Genomic DNA, 25,846 nt, shown 5'->3' with positions numbered 1-25,846 from the left:
GGACACTGTGGAAGTCTATACCACTGAGAATGAACAGGTTGATGCTGTACGTCGCTTCTTTGCCGAGAACGGTAAAGCGCTGGCCATCGGCGTGGTTCTGGGTATTGCAGCCCTGAGTGGCTGGCGTTTCTGGCAGAGCCATCAGGACTCAGCCTTGACGGAAGCCTCTGCCTCTTTCCAGAAAGCTAATCAGTCGCTGACCGCGAATAGCGCTCAGGGCGTTGCTGACCTCGAAAAATTTGTGCAGAGCAATGACAACAATTACGGGGTGTTTGCTGCCCTGCAACTGGCCGATCATTTCGTGGAAGCGAAAGATTTCGCGAATGCTGAAAAACAGCTGGCTCAGGCGCAAGGTTTTGCAAAAGAAGACAATTTACATTCGCTGGTGAATTTACGTCTGGCTCGTGTCCAGATGCAGCAAGGCAAATTTGATGATGCACTCAAAACGTTAGACGGCGTGAAGGGTGAAGGCTGGGTGGCAATGCAGCAAGGCATCCGCGGTGATGTTCTGCTGGCAAAAGGCGATGCAAAAGGCGCTCGCGAAGCCTACAGCAAAGGAATTGATTCTAAACCCTCTCAAACGCTGCAAACCATGCTGCGTATGAAATTGAACAACTTAGCCAGCTAAGGGGAACCCCGATGCAATTGCGTAAAACACTCTTGGTAGGATGGGTTTCTGTTGCCCTGCTGAGTGGCTGTTCATTGTTTAACAGCGAAGAAGACGTTGTGAAAATGTCCCCGCTGCCAAAAGTTGAAAACCAGTTCACTCCGACGAAAGTCTGGAGCAAGTCTGTCGGCAATGGCGTAGGCGAATACTATTCCAACCTGCATCCTGCCTGGCAGGACAACACCATCTATGCCGCTGACCGCTTTGGTGTGGTGAAAGCGCTGGATGCAGACAGCGGGAAGGAAAAATGGAGTGTTAACCTGTCTGAAAAAACGGGTTTCTTCTCCAGCAATATCTCGGCTCAGCTTTCCGGTGGCCTGACAGTTTCCGGTTCTCATGTTTACGTCGGCAGCGAAAAAGCTGTGGTTTACGCATTGAACACGGCTGATGGTACAGTGGCATGGCAGACCAAAGTGGCGGGTGAAGCGTTATCCCGTCCGGTCGTCAGCGATGGTCTGGTTCTGGTTCACACCGGCAACGGTATGTTGCAGGGTCTGAGTGAGTCCGATGGTACAATCCAGTGGACCGCTAACCTTGATATGCCAACGCTCTCCCTGCGCGGTGAATCTGCGCCTGCGGTTGCGTTTGGTGCGGCTATCGTCGGCGGTGATAACGGTCGCGTAAGCGCCGTGCTGATGAAAGAAGGTCAGTTGATCTGGCAGCAACGTATTTCTCAGACTACCGGTACGACTGAAATCGACCGTCTGAGCGATGTGGATACCACGCCGGTTATCGTTGATGGCGTTGTGTATACGCTGGCTTACAACGGCAATCTGGTGGCGATGGATCTGCGTTCCGGTCAGATTGCGTGGAAACGTGATGTGGGTTCCGTGAATGACATCATCGTTGATGCTGGCCGTATTTACCTGGTCGATCAGGATGACCGCGTCATGGCCCTCGACACACAGGGCGGCGTGAGCCTGTGGCGTCAAAGCGAATTGCTGCACCGTAACCTGACGGCACCTGTGCTGTATAATGGTTACCTTGTCGTCGGCGATTCCGAAGGTTATCTGCACTGGATCAACACCACGGATGGCCGTTTTGTTGCTCAGCAGAAAGTTGACAGCGATGGCTTCCTGAGCGCGCCGATTGTGGCAAGCGACAAGCTGGTTGTGCAGGCGAAAGGCGGCGAAGTTTACTCCTTTACACGCTGATATCGCGACCCGCGTCTGGCTTTGAGATCGGTTGATCCCGGCCTTTAAAACGGCTCCTGAATTGCTCAGGGGCCGTTTCGTATTCTGAAAACAGCGTAATGACTCATTGAGCATTACGGCGTAAGAAATTGAATTATAGCGGTTTGTCTGAATTTACAGACGTGCCGGCTATTTGCGTTTAGCTCTATATATAAAAACTGAGGCTTCAAAATGATACCTGTCGTTGCGCTTGTTGGGCGCCCGAATGTGGGTAAATCCACTTTATTTAACCGTTTAACCAAGACGCGTGATGCGCTGGTTGCGGATTTCCCGGGGCTTACGCGTGACCGCAAGTATGGTCGTGCAGAAATTGAGGGTAATGAATTCATCATCGTTGATACCGGCGGTATCGACGGTACCGAAGATGGCGTTGAAACCCGTATGGCCGGGCAGTCACTGCTGGCAATCGAAGAAGCCGACATCGTCTTGTTCATGGTGGATGCGCGCGCGGGCCTGATGCCTGCCGATCAGGGCATTGCCCAGCATCTGCGCAGCCGTGAAAAAGCGACATTCCTGGTCGCCAACAAAACTGACGGTTTAGATCCTGACAGCGCCACCGGCGATTTCTATTCCCTCGGTCTGGGCGAAGTGTACGCGATTGCCGCTTCCCACGGCCGTGGCGTAGCGCAGCTGATTGAACACGTTCTGGTGCCGTTTGTTGGTGAAAAACCAGAAGAAGTTGAGCTGACTGAAGAAGAAGCCAACGCCGCTTACTGGGCTGAACAGGAAGCGACCGGTGATGAAATCCCGGAAGACGAAGAAGATAATTTCGACCCGACAACATTGCCTATCAAACTGGCTATTGTCGGGCGTCCGAACGTAGGTAAGTCCACACTGACTAACCGCATTCTGGGTGAAGAGCGTGTCGTGGTTTACGACATGCCGGGCACCACGCGTGACAGTATTTATATTCCGATGGTGCGCGACGAACGGGAATACGTTCTTATCGACACCGCCGGTGTGCGTAAACGCGGTAAAGTGACTGAAACGGTTGAGAAATTCTCCGTTATCAAAACGCTGAAGGCGATTGAAGACGCTAACGTCGTGATGCTGGTTATTGATGCCCGTGACGGTATCTCCGATCAGGATCTGTCACTGCTGGGCTTCATCCTCAACAGCGGTCGTTCACTGCTGATTGTGGTGAACAAGTGGGATGGAATGAGTGAAGAAGCGCGTGCTCAGGTGAAAGACCAGTTGGATCTGCGCCTCGGCTTCGTTGACTTTGCGCGTATTCACTTCATCTCAGCTCTGCACGGCAGCGGCGTGGGCAACCTGTTCGAATCTGTGATTGAAGCGTACACCTGCGCGACTACGCGTGTGAGCACTTCCTTACTGACCCGCATCATGCAAATGGCAGCAGACGATCACCAGCCACCGCTGGTCAATGGCCGTCGCGTTAAGCTGAAATATGCGCACGCCGGGGGTTATAACCCGCCAATAGTGGTAATTCACGGTAACCAAGTGAAAGATCTGGCTGATTCCTACAAACGCTATCTGATGAACTACTTCCGTCGTTCACTGAAAGTGATGGGTACGCCAATCCGCATTCAGTTCAAAGAGGGTGAGAACCCGTTTGAAGGCAAGCGTAATACCCTGACACCAAACCAGATGCGTAAGCGTAAGCGTCTGATGTCTCACCTGAAAAAAAGCAAATAATGATTTACGGGGTGCATGAAAATGCGCCCCATTTTTTTGTCTCATTTTACCCTGCAAGGAGCTGGCTGGATGTTCTGGCAGACCTGGAGTTTTGCGTTTGGCGTTACTGTTCCGAATTTACTGATCTTACTGCTGGGCGTGATGTTGCGCCGCACCGGCCTGATGGACGACAATTTCAACGAAAAAGCCAGCCGGTTAGTATTTAATATTGCGCTGCCTTGCCTGCTCTTTTTCAGCGTCGCACAGGGGCACGACTCCTCCGGCTCAAATCTGCCGCTGGCGCTTTACGGCGGGGTCGCCACCGTCGTTTCATTCTTATTGCTGGAACTGGTCGCCCTCAGGCTGGTGAAAGATCCCCGCGAACGCGGCATCTTTGTGCAGGGAGGATTCCGTGCCAATACCGGTATCGCCGGTCTTGCGTATGCCTCGCTGGCGTTTGGTAACGAAGGCATTGCCTTAGGATCGATGTATCTGGCGGTGACGGTCATTCTTTTCAACGTGCTGTCCGTTATTACGCTGACCCGCAGCCTGAAAGGCGGGCAGGGGAAACGGATCGGGATGAATCCGATTTTGCACGGAATAGTGACTAACCCGCTGATTATTGGTCTGGTTCTCGGCCTGGCATTTCAGCACAGCCATTTGCCGATGCCTGCAACAATCGCCAGCACCGGTGATTTTATTTCCGGCATGGCGCTGCCTCTGGCGATGCTGTGCGCCGGTGCAAGTCTGGACTGGCGTGCAATGTTCCGCAGTTCTAACGTGGCGGCCTGGTCTTCGGCTTCGCGTGTTATTTTTGTGCCTGCGCTGATGACGTTCGGCGCATGGCTGTTCGGTTTTCGTGGTGCCGCGCTGGGTGTGATTTTTCTCTTTTCCTGCACACCGACGGCCGCAGGGAGCTATGTGATGACGCGCGCGATGGGCGGCAACGCCACGCTGGCGGCGAATATTATCGCGGTGACTACGTTAGGATCATTTTTCACCACCGCTCTGGGTCTGTATTTATTACGGACGCTGGGCGTTATTTAGAGGATAAAAACGATGGAAGCACTTTGTCCGGTTTGCAGTCAGCCCATGAACTGGGTGAGCGGTCACTTTCACTGTGAACCCTGCCAGATGAGTTACACCCAAACGGCGTTATGCCCGGATTGCCATCAGCCGTTGCAGGAGCTGAAAGCCTGCGGTGCGGTTGATTATTTCTGTCAAAACGGGCATGGGATGATTTCTAAAAAACGGGTGCAGTTTACCTGTTCCCCTTATTCGCAAGAGTGACTTTCATCTGGCGGCGCCTGTTTCCATAAATCGACCAATTCTTCCGGTGCCTGCGTTTCCGGGATGATCACCACCAGACTGGCGGTGGTTTCCGCCGAAGCGTAGTAAATCTCCAGCCGGAAATAGCGCTGATCACCGCGACCGGCATTTTCTTTTTCCTGCGCATAGGGCAGCGTTTTGTTGATGAGCTGGCAGATTTCCTGTCGCTTATCGTCGCTCATTCCGGAAAGATCAACCCGCCGCGGCCCGCTGAGTTTGGGGATAAAGGCAATGCCGCCTTCGCGATAAATCTCGATGACCGCATTGCTTTCCAGCGAATCTAAAGGTTTCATTTACATCACTCCGACCTGCTCCCAGGCTTCACGAACCGCCTGCGCAACGGTATCGTCGAACCGTTTACCGGCATGTTGCACCGTGAGCTGGGCGAAAGTTACAAAGTCAGCATTTTTTGGCAGGGATTTATCACACACAGTGTCATACCAGACGTACCCCGCGCGCTCCCAAGCATTGCCTCCCAGTGTAGTGGCTGCCAGATAAAATGCGCGGTTGGGGATCCCTGAATTGATGTGAACACCGCCGTTATCGTCGCGGGTGTTCACATACCCTTTCATGTCGGCAGGTTGCGGATCTTTACCGAGCAGCGGGTCATCGTAGGCCGTTCCCGGGTGTGACATTGAACGCAAACCGGTGCCGTGAATGCCTTTTGCCAGCAGGCCTTCACCGATAATCCAGTCGGCTTTATCTGCCGTTTGCTTCAGATGAAACTGTTTTACCAGAGAGCCGAAAACGTCAGAAAGCGATTCGTTCAGCGCGCCGGATTGCCCGTTATAATCCAGACCTGCCTCGCTTTCTGTCACGCCGTGGGAAAGCTCGTGGCCGACAACGTCAATCGCAATGGTGAACCGGTTAAAAATTTCACCGTCGCCGTCGCCAAATACCATCTGCTGACCGTTCCAGAAAGCGTTCTGATAACCTTTGTCGTAGTGGACTGTGCCCAGCAACGCCAGCCCTTTATTGTCGAGAGAATTACGCTGATACGCCTGCCAGAAGAAATCATAGGTGACGCCGAGATAATCATAAGCTTCATCCACGGCCACATCGCCGTTGCTGGCCTGACCCTCTTTGCGTACTGATTCACCGGGAAGCTTCGTGGAATTTTTCGCGTCATAAATATCACGTTCGGCCTGACCGGCTCTGGCCGTGGTGATTTTTTGCGGTTTGGCGTAAGGCTGCGCCATCAGGGTATTCACATGCACCAGCGTTTGTCTGGCGCAATTGCGCTGAGGCTCGGTGCCGTGCTCGATAATCCGGTTGAGAATATAGGGCGGGATAACGCTGTAATAACGCTTCGCTGAACTGTGATTCATCGTGAATCTCCTTATCAAGAGTCACCCGTGGGTGAAAGAAAGGCGTTCTGACTGCCTGATACTGAAAGGAGGCTAATGATTAGCCGTCTCCTGTCAGTATAGGACTGCGCTGCGTGATGTCCGTGAAAGATGAGATTTATCTGTCCGGCAGGGGGTCATACAAAAGATGCGGGCGCGGAGTCACGGCACGCCCGGTGGCTTTGCGCACCGAATTGCGTACCACCAGTTTTCCCTGCAAAAGCTGAGTGGTGTGAGGCGCATCCGGACGCAACATTCTGCGTTGCAGCAGGGCGATGGCTTCCGCGCCCAGCTCGTCACGCGGAACGTGAACGGCGGTCAGCGGGACATCGTGAATTTCGGCCAGATTAAATCCGTCGGTGCTGATGACGCTGATATCACCCGGTACTGATAACCCTCTTTTCGCCAGCGCGGCCACCACGCCCGACGCCATAAAGTCGCCACCGGCCAAAATGGCGGTTGGCAACGGCTGTTCCGCTGGCAGTGAATCGAGATACTCAAGCAGTGCCTGTTCACTTTCCTGTGCGCCAAATCCCGACGTATTCAGCAAATGCTGGCTGTCGCTGAACGTCTGATGATTGCGGGCGAATGCCTGTTTAATGCCGGTCAGGCGCAGCTCCATGGTATGACGGCGCAGACATTGCACCGTCACGATATGGGTATGACCCTGCGCGAAAAGATAGTCGCAGGCGAAATCGCCCATCGTCTGGTGATCGGGGCTGACACTGTCGTGACGCATATGCCGGTCATGGCAATTGACCAGCACGCAGGGTTTTGCCATTTCGGCAGCCAACTGATGAATATGCGGATCGTCGATGCCGACCAGCAAAACGGCTTCAGTCAGCGGATCGGTCATTTTGGCGATGAACAGCGCGGCATCGGCGTTTTCTTCTTCCATCGCACAATAGCGGACACGCACTTCGTGACTGGCGGTGGACGCCAGAATGCCCTGGATAACCTTGTAGTAAAAAATATCACTGCGCACATCAAAGGCGCGGGCCGGGGCGAAAATGATGAGATTGTTGAGCATCAGCCTGCCGGTGGACAGTTCGTCAAAGACGCCCTGCGATTTGGCGCATTCAAGCACCAGGTCACGGGCTTTGCTGCTGGTGTTATTTTTTCCGGCCAGAACACGCGAAACCGTGCTGATCGACAGCCCCGTCTGGTCGGCAATTTGCTGGATATTTAACTTTCCTTTCAAACTGTGATCTCCTTCAAAATCGCTCCTGCAAAATTTTTCACCCACGTACACGGCTTCTGCATAAGCTTTTGCCCGCTCTCGTTTCGCCCCGAAGTTATAGCGTGAAAGCTTTTGCAAAAAATCACGTTTCGCTCACAAATCCGTCTGCCTACTCTGCGGAAGTACCTCAAATAACACATCATCTGCGGCAACGGCCGACGGATGGGAGAACAGGCATGACAATTCAAATCAACACCGAATCGGCAGCCGTTACAGGACGTCGGAAAATAAAAGCTTTACGCTGGTGGATGCTGGCGCTGTTCCTCCTCGGCGTGACGGTTAACTACGTCACCCGAAATTCTCTGGGTTTACTGGCTGCTGAACTTAAAACCAGCCTGAATATGACGACTGAACAATATTCCTACATCGTGGCGGCGTTTCAGGCCGCTTATACGATATTCCAGCCGTTGTGCGGCTGGCTAATTGACGTCATCGGGCTGAAACTCGGCTTTCTGATTTGTGCGTCAATCTGGGCCGTGGTCTGTATGTTGCACGCGGGTGCGGGCAGCTGGATCCAGCTTGCGGTTTTGCGTTTCTTCATGGGGAGCGCCGAAGCGGCGGCCACACCGGCCAACGCAAAAGCAATTTCCGACTGGTTCCCGCGTAAGGAACGCCCGGTTGCTGCGGGCTGGGCGGGCGTTGGTTTCTCCATCGGCGCGATGCTGGCACCGCCGATCATTCTGGTGGCGCATATATCATTTGGCTGGCGCGGCGCTTTCCTGTTTTGCGGTGTGCTGTCGATGCTGTGGGTTCTGTTGTGGTGGAAATTCTACCATTCTCCGGAAACGCATCCGAACCTGAGCAAGGATGAACTGGCGCTGATCCGTCAGGACAACGAACCCCAGCAGGAACGTCTGCCGTTTATTAAATCCCTGAAAATTGTCTGCAAGAACAAGAAATTCTATGGCATCGCCATCCCGGCATTTCTGGCTGAACCGGCGTGGGCCGTCTTCAGTTTCTGGGTTCCGCTGTATCTGGCCAACGAACGCGGAATGGATTTAAAACACATCGTAATGTTTGCCTGGCTGCCGTTCCTGGCCGCCGATCTGGGCAGTATTGCCAGCGGCTATCTCACCACGCTTTACCGCAAAGTTTTCGGCTGCACCCGCATTAACTCCATCGTGGCCAGCTCCGTCACCGGCGCATTCATGATGCTGTCACTGGCGCTGGTTGCCGTGACCCAAAGCCCGTATGCCGCCATCGCGCTGATTTCCATCGGCGGATTCGGCCATCAGGTTATTTCCTGCATGCTCAGTGCGGTTGTCGTTGAAACATTTGATAAAAGCCAGGTTGCGACCGTCAACGGAATGCGCGGATCTTCTGCGTGGATCGCGAGCTTCCTGTTCTCACTGCTGATTGGCGCAGTGGCCGATTCGATTGGTTTTAATCCGTTGTTTATCGCCATGGGATTCTTTGATTTGATTGGGGCCGTATTCCTGATTGCCCTGATCGCTGAACGCCGCAATCCGGCAAAAAGGGAGAGTGTATGAAAACGTTAAAACACTGGGAGCTTGCCGGGCAGGATAACGCAGGTGTGGATCTGCGTGTCGAAGGTAAGCATCTGTTTTGTTTGCGGGTGCTTGAAGAGGAGCTGGTTCGCGTCTTTATTCAGCGCAACGGCGAACTGGCGCTGGACAGAACCTGGAGCATCGCGCCACAAAACGATGTGCCATGGGAAGGACGTGACCGCCTGAGTAACGAAGGTTTTTCGCAGCCGGGCTACCAGTTGTCGCAAGATGAAGACTCGCTGACTTTAACGACTGAGGCGCTGCGCGTCACCGTTCATCAGCCGCTGTGGCTGGAGTGGGAACATAAAAATGCGGCGGGTGAATGGCTGCCGCTGGTCAGCGATCGCAAAACCGGCGCGTATATGCTGGCAGTAAAAGGCGATGGCTCAGCGCATTATCAGCTTCGCGAAAAGCAGGATAGTGTTTACGGTCTGGGTGAAAAGGCCGGTGATCTCAACCGCAGCGGCCGCCGTTTCGAAATGCGCAATCTTGACGCGATGGGTTATAACGCGGCCAGTACCGACCCGTTGTACAAACATATTCCGTTCACGATGACCCGCCGGAATGACGTCAGTTTTGGTCTGTTCTACGACAATCTCAGCAATGTCTGGCTGGATCTGGGTAACGAGCTGGATAACTACCATCTGCCATACCGCCGTTTCAGCGCCGAAGCGGGCGATCTGGACTACTACCTGTTTATCGGGCCGACGTCGCTGGACGTCACCAAAAAGCTGGTGAAGCTGACCGGTAAAACCACGTTTGGCCCGAAATGGAGTCTGGGTTACAGCGGTTCGACGATGTATTACACCGACGCGCCGGATGCCCAGCAGCAGCTGATGAAATTCATCACGCTGTGCCAGCAGCATGAAATCCCGTGTGATTCCTTCCAGCTTTCATCGGGTTACACGTCGATTGGCAACAAACGTTACGTGTTCAACTGGAACTACGACAAAGTGCCTGAGCCGGAAGTGATGTCGAAAGCGTTTCTCGACGCCGGTATTCGTCTGGCCGCCAACATCAAACCTTGCTTGTTGCAGGATCACCCGCAGTACGGGCAGGTGGCGGAGCAGGGCTTGTTCATTCGCGACAGCGAAAGCAACGTACCTGAGCGCTCGGTTTTCTGGGATGACGAAGGTTCGCATCTCGATTTTACACATCCGTCCGCCGTGCGCTGGTGGCAAAAAGGCGTGACGCAGCAGCTACTGGAAAAAGGTATCGGTTCGACCTGGAACGACAACAACGAATACGAAGTCTGGGACAGCGATGCGCGCTGCCACGGTTTCGGCAAATCGATTGCCATCAAACACATCCGCCCGGTTATGCCGTTGCTGATGATGCGTGCGTCATTTGAAGCGCAGCAAAACTTTGCGCCGGAAACCCGTCCGTACCTGATTTCGCGTTCCGGCTGTGCGGGCATGCAGCGTTATGTGCAGACGTGGAGTGGCGATAACCGCACTAACTGGCAGACGCTGCGTTACAACACACGAATGGGCATCGGGATGAGTTTGTCCGGTTTGTATAACGTCGGGCATGACGTCGGCGGGTTCTCCGGCGATAAACCGGAAGCCGAGCTGTTTGTCCGCTGGGTACAAAACGGCGTGATGCATCCGCGTTTCACCATTCACTCATGGAATGACGATAACACCGTGAATGAGCCGTGGATGTATCCGCAGGTGACGCCGCTGATCCGCGATGCAATCCGCCTGCGTTACCGTCTGTTGCCGTATTTCTACACGTTGCTGTGGCAGGCGCATGCGGAAGACGAACCGATGCTGCGTCCGACGTTCCTCGATCACGAACATGATAAAAATACGTTTGCTGAAACCGATGATTTCATGATGGGGCGCGACTTGCTGATCGCCAGTGTTGTCGAAGAAGGCCAGCGCGAACGCAGCGTCTATTTGCCGGATAACGGTATCGGCTGGTGTGATTTCTATACCGGCGAATGGTTTGCCGGTGGTCAGACAATCACGCGTGATGCGCCGCTGGATCGCCTGCCGCTGCTGGTGCGCGCCGGTGCTGCGCTGCCGCAATCTTCCCGTCTTGCGCACGTTGACGCCAGCCGCGATATGCTGCGTGAACTGCATGTTTATCCGGCCGCAGGCCAGGCGAAATCGAGCGGTTTGCTGTTTGAGGATGATGGCGAAAGTCACCGCTGGGAGCAAAATCATGCGCTGTGGGTGAACTGGGAAATTACCAGTAACGCGCAACGTATTGATATCACGCTGACTCAGCGCGGCGATTTCAAACCGGCGTGGAAAACCCTGAACATTGTTCTGCCGCAAGGCGAAGCGCGTGAGCTTTGGGTGAATGGAGTGAAGACGAACAGCTATAATCTGTAATTTTTCCGAATGCCTCCTCTGCGAAGGGGAGGTCAATTCAACGCTTATTTAACAGCCCGTTTCCGCGTTTTCTTTTCCGCCACTACCGATTTAACTTCACTTTCAATCCAGCCATCGGCAAGCCGTGTTTTAAGCATCTCACCGGGTGCCGTCTGGGTCGTTTTTTTCAGCAAAGTGCCTTTTGGCGTGGTCGTCACGCTGTAACCCCTTGCCAGCGTCGCCAGCGGGCTGACCGCTTCAAGCTGCGTGCAGGCCGTACCAAAACGCTGACGGCTTTCCGCCAGCTGCGATGACATCGCCTGTTGCAGCCGGTATTGCAGCTGCTGAACCCGTTGCTGGGCGCGGTGAATTCGGGGGTGAGGTTGTTGCTGATTCAGGCGCTGTTGCAACCTGTCGGTACGGCGCAGCATCTGGCGCAGCTGGTTTTGCATCGCTTCATCCAGACGGCGGCGCAGTTTGAACAGCGCGGTTTGCTGGCGCGCGAGACGCAAATGCGGGTGCTGTTGTTGCAGGCGATGATTCAGGCGCGAAAAACGCTGCGCCAGCTGTGCGAGATAATAATCCATCGCCATTTCAAGACGCTGCTGCTGTGACTGAATCTGGCGCAGCAACTCCAGCTGATTACGGCTGATCAACTCTGCGGCGGCCGACGGCGTCGGGGCGCGTAAATCTGCGACGAAATCGGCAATCGTTACATCAGTTTCATGGCCGACGGCGCTGACAATGGGAATGCGGCTGGCGAAAATCGCCCGCGCCACGCGCTCATCGTTAAAGCTCCACAAATCTTCCAGCGAACCGCCACCGCGCCCGACAATCAGCACATCGACTTCCTCGCGGGCATTGGCGAGCGCAATGGCGCGGACAATTTGCCCCGGCGCATCCACACCCTGAACGGAGGTCGGATAGATAATGACGGGCAGGGAAGGATCACGGCGTTTGAGCACGTTCAGCACATCGTGCAGCGCGGCGCCGCTGGCTGAAGTAATGACCCCGACGCATTTCGCAGGCGAGGGCAGCGGCTGTTTGAACTGCGTGTCGAACAACCCTTCGGCGGCCAGCTGCTGTTTCAGTAAATCGAATTTCTGCTGCAATAAACCGTCACCGGCTTCCTGCATGCTCTCAGCAATCAGCTGATAATCGCCGCGCGGTTCATACAAAGTTATGGTCGCACGGACCAAAACCTGCTGACCGTTTTGCGGACGAAACGTGGTGCGTCGATTGGTATTGCGGAACATCGCGCATTTGACCTGCGCGCGGTCATCTTTGAGCGTGAAATACCAGTGACCGGAAGAAGGCTGGGAGAAGTTTGAGATCTCACCGGAGAGCCAGACCTGACCCATTTCGTTTTCCAGCAACTGTCGGACCGTCTGATTCAGGCGGCTTACGGTAAAAATAGGAGGCGAAGAAGGTAGTGGCATGTGATCCAGATCAAATTCAAAAACAGAGACTTAATCGACTGATACTACATACCCTAAAAAGGTAATCAAGAAGTTTTTTCAAATAGTGCTAGTCTGGATGCACACTCACCTGTATACTCCCGCTGCAATATTTTATCTTTTCCGCATCCACCTTGGTGAGATATTGCCCATGCTACGTATCGCAAAAGAAGCACTAACGTTTGACGACGTTCTCCTTGTTCCAGCTCACTCCACAGTTCTGCCCAATACTGCCGACCTCGGTACTCAACTGACCGCTAAAATCCGTCTGAATATCCCTATGCTGTCCGCAGCAATGGATACCGTGACTGAAGCGAATCTGGCGATTGCTCTGGCGCAGGAAGGCGGCCTTGGTTTCATTCACAAGAACATGTCTATTGAGCGTCAGGCGGAAGAAGTCCGTCGCGTGAAGAAGCATGAAAGCGGCGTTGTTGCTGACCCTAAAACGGTGACTCCGGCGACCACTTTACGTCAGGTTAAAGAACTCACTGAAATTAACGGTTTTGCCGGTTACCCGGTTGTGACCGAAGAAAACGAACTGGTCGGTATTATTACCGGTCGTGACGTGCGCTTCGTGACCGATCTGGAACAGCCTGTGACCGCGGTAATGACGCCGAAAGAACGTCTGGTTACCGTGAAAGAAGGCGAAGCCCGCGAAGTCGTCCTGCAAAAAATGCACGAAAAACGCGTAGAAAAAGCGCTGGTTGTTGACGCGCAATTCCATCTGCTCGGTATGATCACCGTAAAAGACTTCCAGAAAGCCGAACGTAAACCAAACGCATGTAAAGATGAGCAGGGCAGCCTGCGCGTCGGTGCTGCGGTTGGCGCAGGCGCTGGCAACGAAGAGCGTATTGATGCTCTGGTTGCGGCGGGTGTTGACGTTCTGCTGATCGACTCCTCACACGGCCACTCCGAAGGCGTTCTGGAACGTATTCGCGCCACCCGCGCAAAATACCCGGATCTGCAAATCATCGGCGGTAACGTTGCGACTGGCGCAGGTGCTCTGGCACTGGCTAAAGCGGGCGTGAGCGCGGTTAAAGTCGGTATCGGTCCTGGTTCAATTTGTACCACCCGTATCGTCACCGGCGTCGGTGTTCCGCAAATCACTGCCGTTTCTGACGCGGTTGAAGCGCTGGAAGGCACCGGTATTCCGGTTATCGCTGACGGCGGTATCCGCTTCTCCGGCGACATTGCAAAAGCTATCGCTGCCGGCGCAAGCTGCGTAATGGTCGGCGGTATGCTGGCTGGTACCGAAGAATCTCCGGGCGAAATCGAGCTGTATCAGGGGCGTTCATACAAATCTTACCGTGGTATGGGTTCTCTGGGCGCGATGTCCAAAGGCTCTTCTGACCGTTACTTCCAGACCGATAACGCGGCTGACAAACTGGTACCGGAAGGTATCGAAGGTCGCGTTGCTTATAAAGGCCGTCTGAAAGAAATCATCCACCAGCAAATGGGCGGTCTGCGCTCCTGTATGGGGCTGACCGGTTGTGCTACCATCGACGACCTGCGCACCAAGGCTGAATTTGTTCGTATCAGCGGTGCCGGGATTCAGGAAAGCCACGTGCACGACGTGACGATTACCAAAGAGTCACCGAACTACCGCATGGGTTCCTAATCCCCTGAGACAGCGAGCAAATAGCTCGCTGTCTGCTTTTAATGCATAAAGAAATATTTAACCTGTTGTTTTAACGCTTTTATTGCTTTCTGGAAAACGCCCCCTCATGAGCGAAAATATTCACAAGCACCGTATCCTGATCCTCGATTTCGGCTCCCAGTACACCCAACTTGTTGCACGCCGCGTGCGTGAACTCGGTGTCTATTGCGAACTCTGGGCCTGGGACGTAACCGAAGCCCAAATCCGCGAATTCAACCCGAACGGGATTATCCTGTCCGGCGGCCCGGAAAGTACCACCGAGCATGACAGCCCGCGCGCCCCTGATTATGTCTTCGAAGCCGGTGTACCGGTTCTGGGCGTCTGCTACGGCATGCAAACCATGGCGATGCAGTTAGGCGGCCATGTTGAAGGCTCAAACGAGCGCGAATTTGGTTATGCGCAGGTTGAAGTACAGACTGAAAGCGCGCTAATCCGCGACATTCAGGATGCCCTGAGCGAAAACAATAAACCGCTGCTCGACGTCTGGATGAGCCACGGCGATAAAGTCACCGCAATCCCTTCTGATTTCGTGACCGTTGCCAGCACAGAGACTTGCCCGTTTGCCATTATGGCCAACGAAGAAAAACGCTTCTACGGTGTGCAGTTCCACCCGGAAGTGACGCACACCCGCCAGGGGCTGCGACTGCTCGAACGTTTCATCATGGACATCTGCGAGTGTGAAGCTCTGTGGACGCCAGCGAAAATCATCGAAGACGCCGTTGAGCGCCTGCGCGTTCAGATTGGCGACGATCATGTGATCCTAGGCCTGTCCGGCGGCGTTGACTCCTCCGTGACCGCCATGCTGCTGCACCGCGCCATCGGCGACCGTCTGACCTGCGTGTTCGTGGATAACGGCCTGCTGCGTCTTAACGAAGCGGATCAGGTTCTGGAAATGTTCGGCGACCGTTTCGGTCTGAACATCGTTCACGTTGCTGCGGAAGACCGTTTCCTGTCAGCGCTGGCCGGTGTTGATGAGCCGGAAGCAAAACGTAAAATTATCGGCCGCGTGTTCGTTGAAGTCTTCGACGAAGAAGCCTGTAAGCAGGATGAAGTGAAATGGCTGGCGCAGGGCACCATCTATCCTGACGTGATTGAATCCGCCGCTTCTGCCACCGGTAAAGCACACGTCATCAAATCGCACCACAACGTGGGTGGTCTGCCGAAAGAGATGAAACTGGGTCTGGTTGAGCCGCTGAAAGAGCTGTTCAAAGACGAAGTGCGCAAAATCGGTCTGGAACTCGGCCTGCCGTACGACATGCTTTACCGTCACCCGTTCCCGGGCCCAGGTTTAGGTGTTCGCGTACTGGGCGAAGTGAAGAAAGAGTACTGTGACCTGTTGCGTCGCGCTGATGCTATCTTCATCGAAGAACTGCACAAAGCCGACCTGTACAACAAAGTCAGCCAGGCGTTCACCGTCTTCCTGCCAGTCCGTTCCGTTGGCGTGATGGGCGATGGCCGTAAATACGACTGGGTGGTTTCACTGCGCGCAGTAGAAACCATCGACTTCATGACCGCGCACTGGGCGCATCTGCCGTACGATTTCCTCGGCCGCTGCTCCAACCGCATCATCAACGAAGTTAACGGCATTTCCCGCGTTGTTTATGACATCTCCGGTAAACCACCGGCGACGATTGAGTGGGAATAAGTTTTAGAGAAATCTAAAATTTAGCGCCACAAAAACGCCAGCAGGATCGCAAGATCGGCTGGCGTTTTTTTATGTCGGAAACTCTCAGAATGTTATTTCAAATGCGCCGCAAACCCGGTTTTCTCCGGCGTGATTTCAGCTTTAAGCGTCAGTGAAGGAATATCATAGTCACCGCCGTTTTGCTGGCGGAAGGCGATGGGTGGTGTGGTTTCCAGCGTATCCAGCCGGGTCGCCAGTTCATCGCAAAGCTGATGAAAACGTGCTTCATCCGTGCGGCCGGTGCGGTAGAACACCAGCGGCGGGAGCACGGTAAAGCCCGGATAATGCAGGATCCCGTGATGGATGGGGAACAGTAAATCGTCTAGGGAACCGTTGATGCCACGCGGGCTGTAATGCGGTTCCCAGCCTCCGGTCGTTACCATCAGCATGGCGCGTTTTCCTGACATATTCCCTTCACCGTACCGGTCGCCCCAGTGCGAATCCGAATGTTCGCCCACGCCGTACGCAAATCCGTAGGCGTAAACCCGTTCCACCCAGCCTTTCATGATGGCGGGCATGGAAAACCACCACAGTGGAAACTGGAAAATTACGGTATCGGCCCAACGCAGTTTTTCCTGCTCGGCGGTGATGTCCGCGCTTTGCGTCCCGTTTTTGAATGCCCGCTGTGAATCCTGAGAAGGATTGAAAGGCATGTCCGTCGAAGGCGATGTATTGTCAGCGGCGTCCAGCGGAGCTTTCCATTGCATGGCGTAGAGGTCGGAAACCTGTACGCTGTGACCGGCGGCCTCCAGGTGTTTTACGGCGAAATTTTTCAGCGAACCGTTCAGGGATTTCGGTTCCGGGTGGGCGTAGACGATTAAAATATTCATGGCGAACTCTCCGTTAAGTGATGAAAGCAGAGTAGGCCGCCGTCAGGTATAGTTAAAATGAATTTAAAACATACCAGGTATAGCTATGAATAATTTCGGCCGTCTGGATCTCAACTTATTGCTCACGCTGGATGTTCTGCTCGCGGAGCACAATGTCACGCGGGCGGCGCAACGGCTGAATCTTTCCCAGCCTTCAATCAGCGTTCAGCTGGCTAAATTGCGTGAGTTTTTTGACGATCCGCTACTGCTGCCGGGCCCGCGCGGCATGCGTCCGACAGCGCGGGCTGATGAGTTACGTCAACCTCTGCAACAGGCGCTGGCCGCTCTGGCATCTGCGGTTTCTGCCGGTGACGTTTTCGATCCGTCGAAGGCAGACAATACCTGGAATCTGGGCGCAGCGGATTATGGCGAATCCACCATTGTGTTGCCTGTGCTTCAGGCATTCCGGGCTGTTGCGCCCGGAACAAAACTGGCGATTTTTGAGACATCACCGGTGCGGATCATGCGGAAAATGGAGCGTGGAGAACTGGATCTGGCATTTCATACGGGGGAAGCGGTGCTGAAGGATTTGCACAGCACGCTATTGTTTTCCGAACGTTATGTGCTGGTCGGCAGGAAAGGACATCCGCAGCTGGCGAAGCCCGTCACTATGCCAGTGTTTTGCTCGCTTGAGCATGTGATCGTTTCGCCTGATGGTGGTGGATTTCAGGGCATCACCGACAGCGCGCTGGCAGAAGCCGGATTATCACGGCGCGTGGTGCTTTCCGTGCCGCATTTCCTGTTTGTCATTCAGGTTCTGCTGACCACCGATTTGGTCGCTATGCTTCCCGAGCGTCTGGTGCGTGGCAACCCCGCGTTGCACCTTACCGAACCGCCCGTGAAAGTTCCCGGTTTTGAGATGCACATGTACTGGCACGAACGCTCGCACCGCGACCCGGCGCATATCTGGTTACGGGAATTCATGAGCAGTGCGGTGTGAAGAACGCCGCATAAGAAAATAAAAAAGGCAGCCCTTTGGCTGCCTGGAAACAGATATTTAACGCACAGCTTTAGCCGTGAACCGCCTGAATCAGCGTGTCGTTAATCCATTGATTGACACTTTTACCTGATACTTCTGCGGCGACATTGATTGCCGCATGAACTTCCGGCTGTATACGCAGGCTTATTTTCCCGCTGGCCGGACGCTGAGGTTCGCGACCTTGCTCCGAACAATAGCTCAGGTAATCCTCCACGGCGTCTTCGAAAGCAAGCCTAAGGTCCGTGACATTATCAGCGTGAAAACCGATGACATCCTGAATTCCGGCTATACGACCGACCAGACATTTGTCTTCATCGCTGTATTCAATTTTTGCAGCATACCCCTGATAGGTCATAGTACTCATGGTTTTACTCCTATAGCCTCAAGGAATGTTTTGGCATCACGCACCTGATAAATTTTTGCTTCTTTCTCCGGGTGCGGTCGATGAAAAGAGGCAACAACATTATTGATTTCAAAACGAACCCGCGACCCTTTCCCTTCACTGACTTTGGCACCTAAGGCGATAAACAAAACTTCCATTTTTCTCCATTCCACCGCTGAAGATGTAGGCAAGGAAAAAATGAGATGTAACGTTTTCAGGTGTCCGCTATTAAGCATGTTCATGATTAGTCGATCCTTCGATAATGGCTGAGTCGCCAGAACATAAAAATGATATCACTATGTGATATCAAAAAGTATTCTTATCAATAAAAAAGGCAGCCTTTCGGCTGCCTCTCAAAAATGCTGACTAACGCGTCTGACTTAGTTCGACTGGAACAGCTTGGTGTCGTTTGCCAGACCATCGATCACGACTTTCAGATCGTTAGCGGTGACTTTCTGGGTGTCATTGGAAACCTGTTTGCCGAAGCCTTTACGTACGACTTTGAAGACCGGTTTGCCGGTGCTGGCGTCGATCAACTCACCTTCGAAATACACTTCGGTATCGCGTGTACGGTGTCCGCTGGCCGTTTCAGCACTTGCGATGACCAGTGCAACCGGAATCACTTCATAGAACTGCAAACCTTCCGCCGAAGTATTCACGCCGGTGATCGCACCACGGAAAATCAGGGTGCGCGGGCCGGCATGGTCGGTCAGCTGCAAACGATCCGCCATCGCGGGTTTCAAACGGCTGTTTGCGTAATCCAGTACACCTTGCAAGGTTTCTTTGCTGATTTGTGGCGTTGGCTTAGGCTCCGGATAGAACGTAATAGGCTCGTATTTCAGGTAAGAATAATTGGCTTTTTTGAATGAAGGATCAATCCAGCGCAGTACAGGATTCCCGGATGCGGTTTTTACTTCAGTCAGATTGGAATAGTCACCGAGGAAGCCTGAGAATTTTTCCTTTTGTGTGACGTGGTTAGTACAGCCCGCCAAAAACAGAGCACCCGTAATCAGTGCTGCCTGCATCAGTTTTGTTTTTTTCATTCTTACCCTCGAAAATGTTTACGGAAGACAAAGTATGTATAGCACTGCTGTGGAATTTAACCTCTTAACTACAAAGAAAAATTGATGTTCGTCAGGAACGGGAAAAATTACGCACGCGTGTTAATCATTCATCTTTTAATCATTTGCTAGGTGAATGAAATAGATAATATTCGCCCTTCGGACTGTCGCCGGTAGAAATAATTTCCCAGCCCTTTGATAAATAAAATCCGACAGAGTTTTTACTCTTAACTAAGCATTTCAATGAACCCGTTCGGGTGAACATTTTTTCACTGGCGTGCAACAACGCGCTGCCTGCGCCGGTGCCCTGATATTGCGGGTCAATGAACAGATTGTGCAGGAAGTTTTCCTGCGTAAAAATTGAGGCGAATCCGAGCAGATGCCCGTCACGTTCGGCAACCAGTATTGTTTCGCCCATTACTGCGCGGTCAAAATCTTCGAGCTGAAAATCGTCTTCCATCCACGTCCAGGTATGTTTGCGCGATGCCAGATACAGCGTGCGCAAAAAAGGACGGTCGGCTTCTTCGTAAGGGCGGATGTTGAGTGCTGGTGGCAAAGAGTGAATTCCTTTGAAAAGATGAGGGCAGAGTACGTTCACTTCACTGAGCCATACTGCCAGCGAGTTTACGGGAGTTCAATTTGGTTTGTGGTGCGGGCGTAAATTAATCAACAAAAAATTGATATTTCAACATTCGGTTGATATTGTGTTCGTATCAAATGCAATGCCGGACTCCAGTACTCATGCCCAAAATTCCTCCAAAAGCCGCAGCCGAAAGAGCACTCGTTCTGAAAACGCTCTTCGCCTCCGTGGATGCTCTCGCGGCGGCCATCGGCAACAATACTGAAATCGTGGTTCATGACCTGACAAATCCGTCGTCTTCCGTGCTGAAAATCGCCAATGGTCACGTTTCCGGCCGGGCGGTGGGGGATTCCATGTTCAGCGGCCCGGACGGTGATTTAGGGTTCGCCGGTCTTCTCAACGCCCGGAATGCGGCTTCTCCATCCTCAGAACCGCTGGTTATTGCGGATTACACGACAGTGACCGCGAAGGGGACAAAACTGAAAAGCGCTACGACGGTTTACCGCGATGCGGCGGGCGTTGCATTTGCCAGCCTGTGTATCAACGTTGATCTCAGTGAGGTTGAAATTGCGCATGCGGCGCTCGGGCGTCTGCTCAGACAGTATTCTTCAGAAAATACGCCGCAAAATGCCCAAACCGATCTCGAGTCCATGATGGAAGAAATCATTGATTCTTCCCTGTCTCAGTCAGGGTGTGCGGGTAAGCCGATGAATAAAAAAGAGAAACTGGAAGCCGTCAGGGTTATGCAGGATCGCGGGATGTTTATCGTCAAAGGCGGCGTTGAAAAGGCGGCCAGCAAACTGGGCGTTACCCGTTACACCATCTACAACTATCTGGATGAAATTAAGAAATCCGGCGGCGATGAATAGTGGTCATTCACAGCGAGGAGTCTGAAATGGAATTATCAATTTATCAGGTCGATGCGTTTGCATCGCAAAGTTTTAGCGGAAACCCGGCGGCTGTTTGCCCGTTGCCTCACTGGCTGGATGACAGCGTTTTAAGCAATATTGCCCGTGAAAATAATCTTTCCGAAACGGCTTTCTTCGTCAAAAACGGCGACCATTATGAGCTGCGCTGGTTCACGCCGGGCACCGAAGTGGATTTATGCGGTCATGCCACGCTGGCGACGGCGTGGGTGATTAGCCAGGCGCTGGGCGATAAATCCGCATCACTGCGGTTTTCTACCCGCAGCGGAGATTTATGGGTGACCTGCCAGGGTGAGGTTTTCCACATGGATTTCCCGGTAAAATCTCCGGAGTCTTTCGCGTTGCCAGACGGACTCACTCAGGCGCTTGGGCTGAAAGCACCGATCACAGCGGTGCTTAAAACCGATGATATCGTCATTGTGATTGAAGATGCGGCCGCGCTGGAAGCCCTCGCGCCGGATTTCGCAGCACTCAATGCTTTTGATACCCGTGGCGTGGTGGTTACCGCACCGGGCGATGATTTTGATTTTGTCTCCCGCTGGTTCGGGCCTCGCGTGGCGGTGAATGAAGATCCGGTAACCGGTTCAGCCCACACCTCACTGGCACCGTACTGGTCGAAACGTCTGAATAAAGTGCAGATGACCGCCCGGCAGGGTGGCGCGCGTAAAGGCGAACTGCAATGTGAAATGAGCGGAAATGACCGGGTGATTATCAGCGGCAAAGCGGCGCTGTATATGCGCGGTACTATTTATCTTAATTAAAATCTATCGCTTAAGTACTCTCAATTAATTTATTTCAAATAGCTAAGTTGCTTATATGACAGAAAAAAACAAACCTGTGGATCCCCGTGATTCACGGATAGTTTATATCACGCTGGCGGTCGTCTTTATTTTCTACGGCATGTTGCTGATATCAAGCTTCTGATTTTACGTCTGAACCGAGGAATTCATTATGCTCACAGGAACCTTACCTTTTCCCAAAGTCCGTAAAAGCGGCGATCTTTATTTTGTTTCCGGCGAAGTACCGATTACTGCGGAAGGCACAACGCCCGCCGGAATTGAAGCGCAGACTCATCTGGTATTTTCGAAAATAGCCGGGTCTCTGAAAGAATATAACCTGACGCTCGATGATGCTGTTTCCGTGAATGTTTACCTGACCGATAAGAAAGATTTCAAAGCCTTTAACGAGGCATATGTAAAACATTTCAACGCGCCATATCCTGCCCGGACAACAGTTTGCGTGGAACTTCTGGTCGATGTTTTACTGGAAATTAACCTTATTGCGTCGGCGGTGAAATAACGCGCTGTACGAAAAATCCTGATTGACCTTCTCAGGCTCGCCACCAATAATGCTTCCTTGACTCGGGGTGCCGCTCCTGCAAAAGAACGGCTGAGATTTTACCCGTATTACCTGATCTGGATTATGCCAGCGTAGGGAAGTCAGGTATCTCTCCCGATACCGCCTTCTTTAGCGCCGGTGGGGAGAACTATGAATACCCGACCTTCCGTGTTTCCCGGCGCAACAGCCGCCGCTTCTTTACGACAACTTCGTGCCTCCGCGCCGCTGGTTCATTGTCTGACCAACGATGTGGTGCAATCCTTTACGGCTAATGTCCTGCTGGCGCTCGGTGCCTCACCGGCAATGGTGACTGACCCGGCCGAAGCCGCGCAGTTCAGCGCGGTGGCCGATGCCTTACTGATTAATGTCGGCACGCTGACCCGCCCTCATGCTGAGGCGATTCACGCAGCGATTCACGCGGCAAATCAGGCCGGAAAACCCTGGGTGCTGGATCCGGTTGCCGTCGGCGGCCTGAGCTGGCGCACGGAGTTTTGCCTCGAACTCATCAAACTTACACCCGCCGCCATCCGCGGAAACGCCTCTGAAATCCGTGCGCTCAGCGGCCTGAGTGCGTCCGGACGTGGCGTAGACAGCGGCGATGACTCGCTGTCTGCCTTACCGGCTGCACAGCAACTGGCGCTGGAAACCGGTGCGGTGGTGGCTGTCACCGGCGAAACTGATTACGTCACCGACGGCGAGCGCAGCTGGTCAGTTCCCGGTGGACATCTGATGATGACCCGCATCGTCGGCACCGGTTGTTCGTTATCTGCGGTTGTTGCGGCGTTTGCCGCATTGCCTGGCAAACGTCTGGATAACGTTGCCGCGGCATGTCGCGTCATGTCTTGTGCCGGTGAGCGCGCCTGCGCGGTGGTGAAAGGGCCGGGCAGCTTCACGCCGGAGTTTCTCGATAACCTGTATTTAATGCGCGAAGAGTGGCTGAACGGGGAAAACATCGGATGAAAAGAATCAATGCCCTGACCATCGCAGGTACTGACCCGAGCGGCGGCGCGGGGATCCAGGCAGACCTGAAAACCTTCTCGGCGCTTGGCGCGTATGGCACCAGCGTAATCACTGCGCTGGTGGCGCAAAACACCCGTGGCGTGCAGTCTGTTTACAACATTGAGCCGGATTTCGTGGCCGCGCAGCTCGATTCCGTACTCAGCGACGTGCGAATCGACAGCACTAAAATCGGCATGCTGGCGAACAGCCAGATTGTTGAAGTGGTCGCCGAAAGGCTCAGGCATTATCAGCCGCCTTTTGTGGTGCTTGATACCGTCATGCTGGCAAAAAGTGGCGATCCGCTGCTGTTGCCGGAGGCCGTTGATGCCGTGCGCCGTCTGCTTATTCCGCAGGTCTCAATTATTACCCCCAATCTGCCGGAAGCCGCTGCCTTACTGGAATGCCCGGTGGCGGTGAATGAGGCAGAAATGCGTGAACAGGGCGAAGCGCTACTGGCAATGGGATGTGAAGCGGTGCTGATGAAGGGCGGTCATCTGAGTGATGAAGAAAGCCCGGACTGGCTGTTTATGGCGGATTCACGCGAGCGTTTTACCGCGCCACGGGTGAATACCCGACATACGCACGGCACCGGCTGTACATTGTCGGCAGCACTGGCGGCGTTACGTCCGCGCCACACTCACTGGGCGGATACCGTGCGGGAAGCCAAAAACTATCTGCAACAGGCGCTGATGCAGGCCGGCTCACTGGAAGTCGGTCACGGTATCGGGCCCGTGCATCATTTTCACCGCTGGTGGTAAAACCGCTCAGGCGCGGCGCTGTGTTTCGCTCAGCGCCTCTTCTGCCTGGTGATACATCGTCAGCGCCTCCTGCAGATGCACGGCGTCAAACGGGTTCAGCGGGTAGAATTTTGCTTCTTTGCGCGGTCGCAGCATCACACGAATCTTTGTGGCCGAAACCCGCTCAAACCGGTAGCTGGCGATATCCTGATTTTCCTCATCCTTCCACGACAGCAACAGCGCCGCGTGCTCGCCGGTACGACGCCCGATAAACTGCTCGTGCAGCCACAATCCTTCGCATTCACCGTCTTTTTGCAGCTTCTTGCCGCTGAACCACGCCGATTCCGCCTGCATCAGCAGCGACTGTGGCGTGATTTCTTCACGCAGCTTGCGCCACAGCGGCTGATTATTCTCCATCTGCCAGCAGGCCATGCCAAGATAATCATTCAGCTCACGCCAGTCGCTTTCCAGCTGCTCTTTCAGCTCAGGTTCCTGAATATGCATAAACTGTTGCAGACCGGTGGCCTGTTCACCCAGCTTGTTGTAAGCAATTACGGTCATGGTACGGGGCTTGCGGCGGAACGTAATCCACAACAGAAATTTGGGAATGCGGAAGGTAATGGCCTGAATGGTCAGTTTGTAACGGTTGCCGCGTGACATGACAATTCCGTTAGACGTCCCGCGTTTGTCCTGATAATTCCTCACCAGTACCACACTGTTCTGGCCCATCCAGCCCGTGACGTAATGCTCTTTTTCGCTTTCAGCCACGTCCAGATCGCGCACGACCTGGCTGATTTTCTCGACATCGAGCTGAGACAGGGACAGCGACTGATCTGCGCTGTAATAGCTTTTTTTCAGGGGGGCTGTAGCAGGCATAAAAGTATCCACGATATTGATGTGGTTTACAGCTTACACCAAGTTGTCATACAAATTTTGGGGCTACCCCGCAAAACGGGCATCTTTTTCGGGTTGCGTTAGCCCTGATAACGAAATTTCCCGAGCCGTCTCGTAAAAACGCGCATGCTGCGTTGTGATTCATTTTGCCAGGATTATTCTATCGCTCATTGAAATCAGGGAGCGATAAACAAAATGAAATATTTAACGTTACATGAAAAGGTAATTAACGAGACGGTTCTCATCATGAATGCCGTCTTTGATAAATTAAAGACCCCGCTTATTATCAGACGTATTCGCCGCAGTGATATTATCTGGCAGCAGCGCAAAGCCAGACGTAATTTACTGCAACCGGAAAAGAATCAGCTTAACTGGAAATGGTTATTCAATGAATACCGTAAAAACAAACCCGCTGAGTCTGGGGTTGAGCAAACAGCTTACGTGTTTTGTCTTAAAAATCCGCCTCAGGAGCGGGCGGCTTTCTTGTTGAAATCCTGCTGGTTTGAAGAAAATAATCTTGAAATCAATGCGCTGGAAAATTTTTATCGTAAAACGCCGACACACCCGTTAAAAGGACAAATGCTGTACTTTAGTCTGTGTATTATGGTGACTTATGCTGAAAGGCTCGATCAAAATAATTTCTTAGAAAAAGAAAAATCGAGATTCTTAATAAAAGATATTGTTAATGAGGACGTAATGCGCTTTTATATGTCTGAAGCGCCATTGGCACAACTTGCCGGAAAGATGGAATGCGAGTCAAATTATTTTCTGTTAAGCGAATATATGAATTCGAAATTAAATAATAGAACGCTTTAATAGAATTCCAATAAACATCAATTTACACCGTCTGAATATAAGGAAAAGTGTATGGGCAAGCCCGTTCAGTTAACCCCACGCCAGCTTGAGCTGGTCGATATGCTCGTTGGGTATTTGAGATATTGTGAAGAGAACTACAGCGGTCTGGATGACGATAAACTTGGCGCATTTGGTCCGCCGGAAGCCTTCTACCATCCGCCGAAGGACTGGACCAAACTTCCCTGAAAC

The 25,846-nt window shown here is 53.1% G+C and carries 27 protein-coding genes and 1 riboswitch; of the genes, 17 read left to right on the top strand and 10 right to left on the bottom strand.

The window, feature by feature from the left end; translation table 11 throughout:
* Window positions 1-7: 7 nt before the first annotated feature.
* The 5 genes from KWG64_RS03725 (at window position 8) to KWG64_RS03705 (ending at window position 4,785) form a co-directional block, all read left to right on the top strand.
* Complete coding sequence (locus tag KWG64_RS03725) at window positions 8-628, top strand: YfgM family protein (RefSeq protein ID WP_218520941.1); 621 nt, start codon at window positions 8-10, stop codon at window positions 626-628.
* A gap of 11 nt (window positions 629-639) precedes the next feature.
* Window positions 640-1,821, top strand: coding sequence for an outer membrane protein assembly factor BamB (bamB, locus tag KWG64_RS03720; RefSeq protein WP_195815503.1), 1,182 nt, complete (start codon window positions 640-642; stop codon window positions 1,819-1,821).
* 210 nt (window positions 1,822-2,031) lie between these two features.
* Window positions 2,032-3,516 carry a ribosome biogenesis GTPase Der gene (gene der / locus KWG64_RS03715; protein ID WP_195824829.1) on the top strand — a complete coding sequence of 495 codons (1,485 nt, stop codon included), beginning with the start codon at window positions 2,032-2,034 and terminating at the stop codon, window positions 3,514-3,516.
* A 69-nt stretch (window positions 3,517-3,585) separates the two neighbouring features.
* Complete coding sequence (locus KWG64_RS03710; RefSeq protein ID WP_218520993.1) at window positions 3,586-4,542, top strand: AEC family transporter; 957 nt, start codon at window positions 3,586-3,588, stop codon at window positions 4,540-4,542.
* A 12-nt stretch (window positions 4,543-4,554) separates the two neighbouring features.
* Window positions 4,555-4,785, top strand: a complete 231-nt coding sequence (locus KWG64_RS03705; RefSeq protein ID WP_218520940.1) for a zinc ribbon domain-containing protein — start codon at window positions 4,555-4,557, stop codon at window positions 4,783-4,785.
* Here the strand turns inward: KWG64_RS03705 and KWG64_RS03700 are convergent.
* From KWG64_RS03700 to KWG64_RS03690, 3 genes are all read right to left on the bottom strand, one after another.
* Complete coding sequence (locus tag KWG64_RS03700; RefSeq protein WP_195815506.1) at window positions 4,770-5,117, bottom strand: protealysin inhibitor emfourin; 348 nt, start codon at window positions 5,115-5,117, stop codon at window positions 4,770-4,772. The genes KWG64_RS03705 and KWG64_RS03700 overlap by 16 nt on opposite strands.
* A complete protein-coding gene (locus KWG64_RS03695) occupies window positions 5,118-6,152 on the bottom strand; it encodes a M4 family metallopeptidase (RefSeq protein ID WP_195824827.1) in 1,035 nt (344 codons plus the stop codon).
* Between the two features lie 136 nt (window positions 6,153-6,288).
* Complete coding sequence (locus tag KWG64_RS03690) at window positions 6,289-7,371, bottom strand: LacI family DNA-binding transcriptional regulator (protein WP_195824826.1); 1,083 nt, start codon at window positions 7,369-7,371, stop codon at window positions 6,289-6,291.
* Window positions 7,372-7,586: 215 nt separating this feature from the next.
* Between KWG64_RS03690 and KWG64_RS03685 the strand changes: the two genes are divergently transcribed.
* A complete protein-coding gene (locus tag KWG64_RS03685) occupies window positions 7,587-8,900 on the top strand; it encodes an MFS transporter (RefSeq protein ID WP_218520939.1) in 1,314 nt (437 codons plus the stop codon).
* Window positions 8,897-11,260, top strand: coding sequence for a TIM-barrel domain-containing protein (locus tag KWG64_RS03680; protein WP_218520938.1), 2,364 nt, complete (start codon window positions 8,897-8,899; stop codon window positions 11,258-11,260). The genes KWG64_RS03685 and KWG64_RS03680 overlap by 4 nt, the downstream gene beginning before the upstream one ends.
* Before the next feature lie 44 nt (window positions 11,261-11,304).
* On the opposite strand, the gene xseA is transcribed toward KWG64_RS03680, so the two are convergent.
* Window positions 11,305-12,678, bottom strand: coding sequence for an exodeoxyribonuclease VII large subunit (gene xseA / locus KWG64_RS03675; RefSeq protein WP_218520937.1), 1,374 nt, complete (start codon window positions 12,676-12,678; stop codon window positions 11,305-11,307).
* 169 nt (window positions 12,679-12,847) lie between these two features.
* Between xseA and guaB the strand changes: the two genes are divergently transcribed.
* Together guaB and guaA are read left to right on the top strand one after the other, a co-directional pair.
* Window positions 12,848-14,314 carry an IMP dehydrogenase gene (gene guaB, locus KWG64_RS03670; protein WP_152324560.1) on the top strand — a complete coding sequence of 489 codons (1,467 nt, stop codon included), beginning with the start codon at window positions 12,848-12,850 and terminating at the stop codon, window positions 14,312-14,314.
* Window positions 14,315-14,420: 106 nt separating this feature from the next.
* Window positions 14,421-15,998, top strand: a complete 1,578-nt coding sequence (gene guaA / locus KWG64_RS03665; protein ID WP_101076328.1) for a glutamine-hydrolyzing GMP synthase — start codon at window positions 14,421-14,423, stop codon at window positions 15,996-15,998.
* Between the two features lie 92 nt (window positions 15,999-16,090).
* On the opposite strand, the gene KWG64_RS03660 is transcribed toward guaA, so the two are convergent.
* Window positions 16,091-16,867 (bottom strand): NAD(P)H-dependent oxidoreductase, encoded by a 777-nt coding sequence (locus tag KWG64_RS03660; protein ID WP_218520936.1) that lies wholly within the window; start codon window positions 16,865-16,867, stop codon window positions 16,091-16,093.
* Window positions 16,868-16,952: 85 nt separating this feature from the next.
* Between KWG64_RS03660 and KWG64_RS03655 the strand changes: the two genes are divergently transcribed.
* A complete protein-coding gene (locus tag KWG64_RS03655; protein ID WP_218520935.1) occupies window positions 16,953-17,846 on the top strand; it encodes a LysR family transcriptional regulator in 894 nt (297 codons plus the stop codon).
* Between the two features lie 70 nt (window positions 17,847-17,916).
* On the opposite strand, the gene KWG64_RS03650 is transcribed toward KWG64_RS03655, so the two are convergent.
* From KWG64_RS03650 to KWG64_RS03635, 4 genes are all read right to left on the bottom strand, one after another.
* Window positions 17,917-18,249, bottom strand: a complete 333-nt coding sequence (locus KWG64_RS03650) for a type II toxin-antitoxin system HicB family antitoxin (RefSeq protein ID WP_218520934.1) — start codon at window positions 18,247-18,249, stop codon at window positions 17,917-17,919.
* Entirely contained in the window at window positions 18,246-18,509 is a 264-nt protein-coding gene (locus tag KWG64_RS03645) for a type II toxin-antitoxin system HicA family toxin (protein WP_152324555.1), read from the bottom strand. The genes KWG64_RS03650 and KWG64_RS03645 overlap by 4 nt, the downstream gene beginning before the upstream one ends.
* A gap of 138 nt (window positions 18,510-18,647) precedes the next feature.
* Window positions 18,648-19,310, bottom strand: a complete 663-nt coding sequence (locus tag KWG64_RS03640; protein WP_195816176.1) for a DUF3313 domain-containing protein — start codon at window positions 19,308-19,310, stop codon at window positions 18,648-18,650.
* A gap of 139 nt (window positions 19,311-19,449) precedes the next feature.
* Window positions 19,450-19,884, bottom strand: coding sequence for a GNAT family N-acetyltransferase (locus KWG64_RS03635; protein WP_218520933.1), 435 nt, complete (start codon window positions 19,882-19,884; stop codon window positions 19,450-19,452).
* Between the two features lie 185 nt (window positions 19,885-20,069).
* Between KWG64_RS03635 and KWG64_RS03630 the strand changes: the two genes are divergently transcribed.
* The 5 genes from KWG64_RS03630 to thiD all read left to right on the top strand — a co-directional run bounded on the left by KWG64_RS03630 (window position 20,070) and on the right by thiD (window position 23,929).
* Window positions 20,070-20,777: a transcriptional regulator gene (locus tag KWG64_RS03630; protein ID WP_255562069.1), complete on the top strand. Its 708-nt coding sequence runs from the start codon at window positions 20,070-20,072 to the stop codon at window positions 20,775-20,777.
* A gap of 26 nt (window positions 20,778-20,803) precedes the next feature.
* A complete protein-coding gene (locus tag KWG64_RS03625) occupies window positions 20,804-21,595 on the top strand; it encodes a PhzF family phenazine biosynthesis protein (RefSeq protein ID WP_218520931.1) in 792 nt (263 codons plus the stop codon).
* Between the two features lie 190 nt (window positions 21,596-21,785).
* Complete coding sequence (locus tag KWG64_RS03620; protein ID WP_218520930.1) at window positions 21,786-22,133, top strand: RidA family protein; 348 nt, start codon at window positions 21,786-21,788, stop codon at window positions 22,131-22,133.
* A gap of 53 nt (window positions 22,134-22,186) precedes the next feature.
* Window positions 22,187-22,288: riboswitch (TPP riboswitch) on the top strand.
* A gap of 34 nt (window positions 22,289-22,322) precedes the next feature.
* On the top strand, window positions 22,323-23,132 hold the full coding sequence (gene thiM / locus KWG64_RS03615) for a hydroxyethylthiazole kinase (protein WP_218520929.1): 810 nt from the start codon (window positions 22,323-22,325) through the stop codon (window positions 23,130-23,132).
* On the top strand, window positions 23,129-23,929 hold the full coding sequence (thiD, locus tag KWG64_RS03610) for a bifunctional hydroxymethylpyrimidine kinase/phosphomethylpyrimidine kinase (protein ID WP_218520928.1): 801 nt from the start codon (window positions 23,129-23,131) through the stop codon (window positions 23,927-23,929). The genes thiM and thiD overlap by 4 nt, the downstream gene beginning before the upstream one ends.
* Before the next feature lie 6 nt (window positions 23,930-23,935).
* Here thiD and KWG64_RS03605 read toward each other — a convergent pair whose 3' ends face one another.
* The gene (locus KWG64_RS03605) at window positions 23,936-24,784 is read right to left on the bottom strand and encodes a hypothetical protein (protein ID WP_218520927.1); all 849 of its coding nucleotides are present in this window, start codon (window positions 24,782-24,784) and stop codon (window positions 23,936-23,938) included.
* A 213-nt stretch (window positions 24,785-24,997) separates the two neighbouring features.
* Between KWG64_RS03605 and KWG64_RS03600 the strand changes: the two genes are divergently transcribed.
* Together KWG64_RS03600 and KWG64_RS03595 are read left to right on the top strand one after the other, a co-directional pair.
* Window positions 24,998-25,618, top strand: coding sequence for a hypothetical protein (locus tag KWG64_RS03600; RefSeq protein ID WP_218520926.1), 621 nt, complete (start codon window positions 24,998-25,000; stop codon window positions 25,616-25,618).
* A gap of 51 nt (window positions 25,619-25,669) precedes the next feature.
* Complete coding sequence (locus tag KWG64_RS03595; protein WP_195824812.1) at window positions 25,670-25,843, top strand: hypothetical protein; 174 nt, start codon at window positions 25,670-25,672, stop codon at window positions 25,841-25,843.
* The last annotated feature ends 3 nt before the right edge of the window (window positions 25,844-25,846 follow it).

It is taken from the genome of Rahnella sp. PD12R, assembly GCF_019200965.1.
In the GTDB taxonomy this organism is placed as follows: Bacteria; Pseudomonadota; Gammaproteobacteria; order Enterobacterales; family Enterobacteriaceae; genus Rahnella; species Rahnella laticis.
The sequence above is the reverse complement of the archived record's forward strand: the minus strand, read 5'-3'. Positions and strand labels throughout refer to the sequence as shown.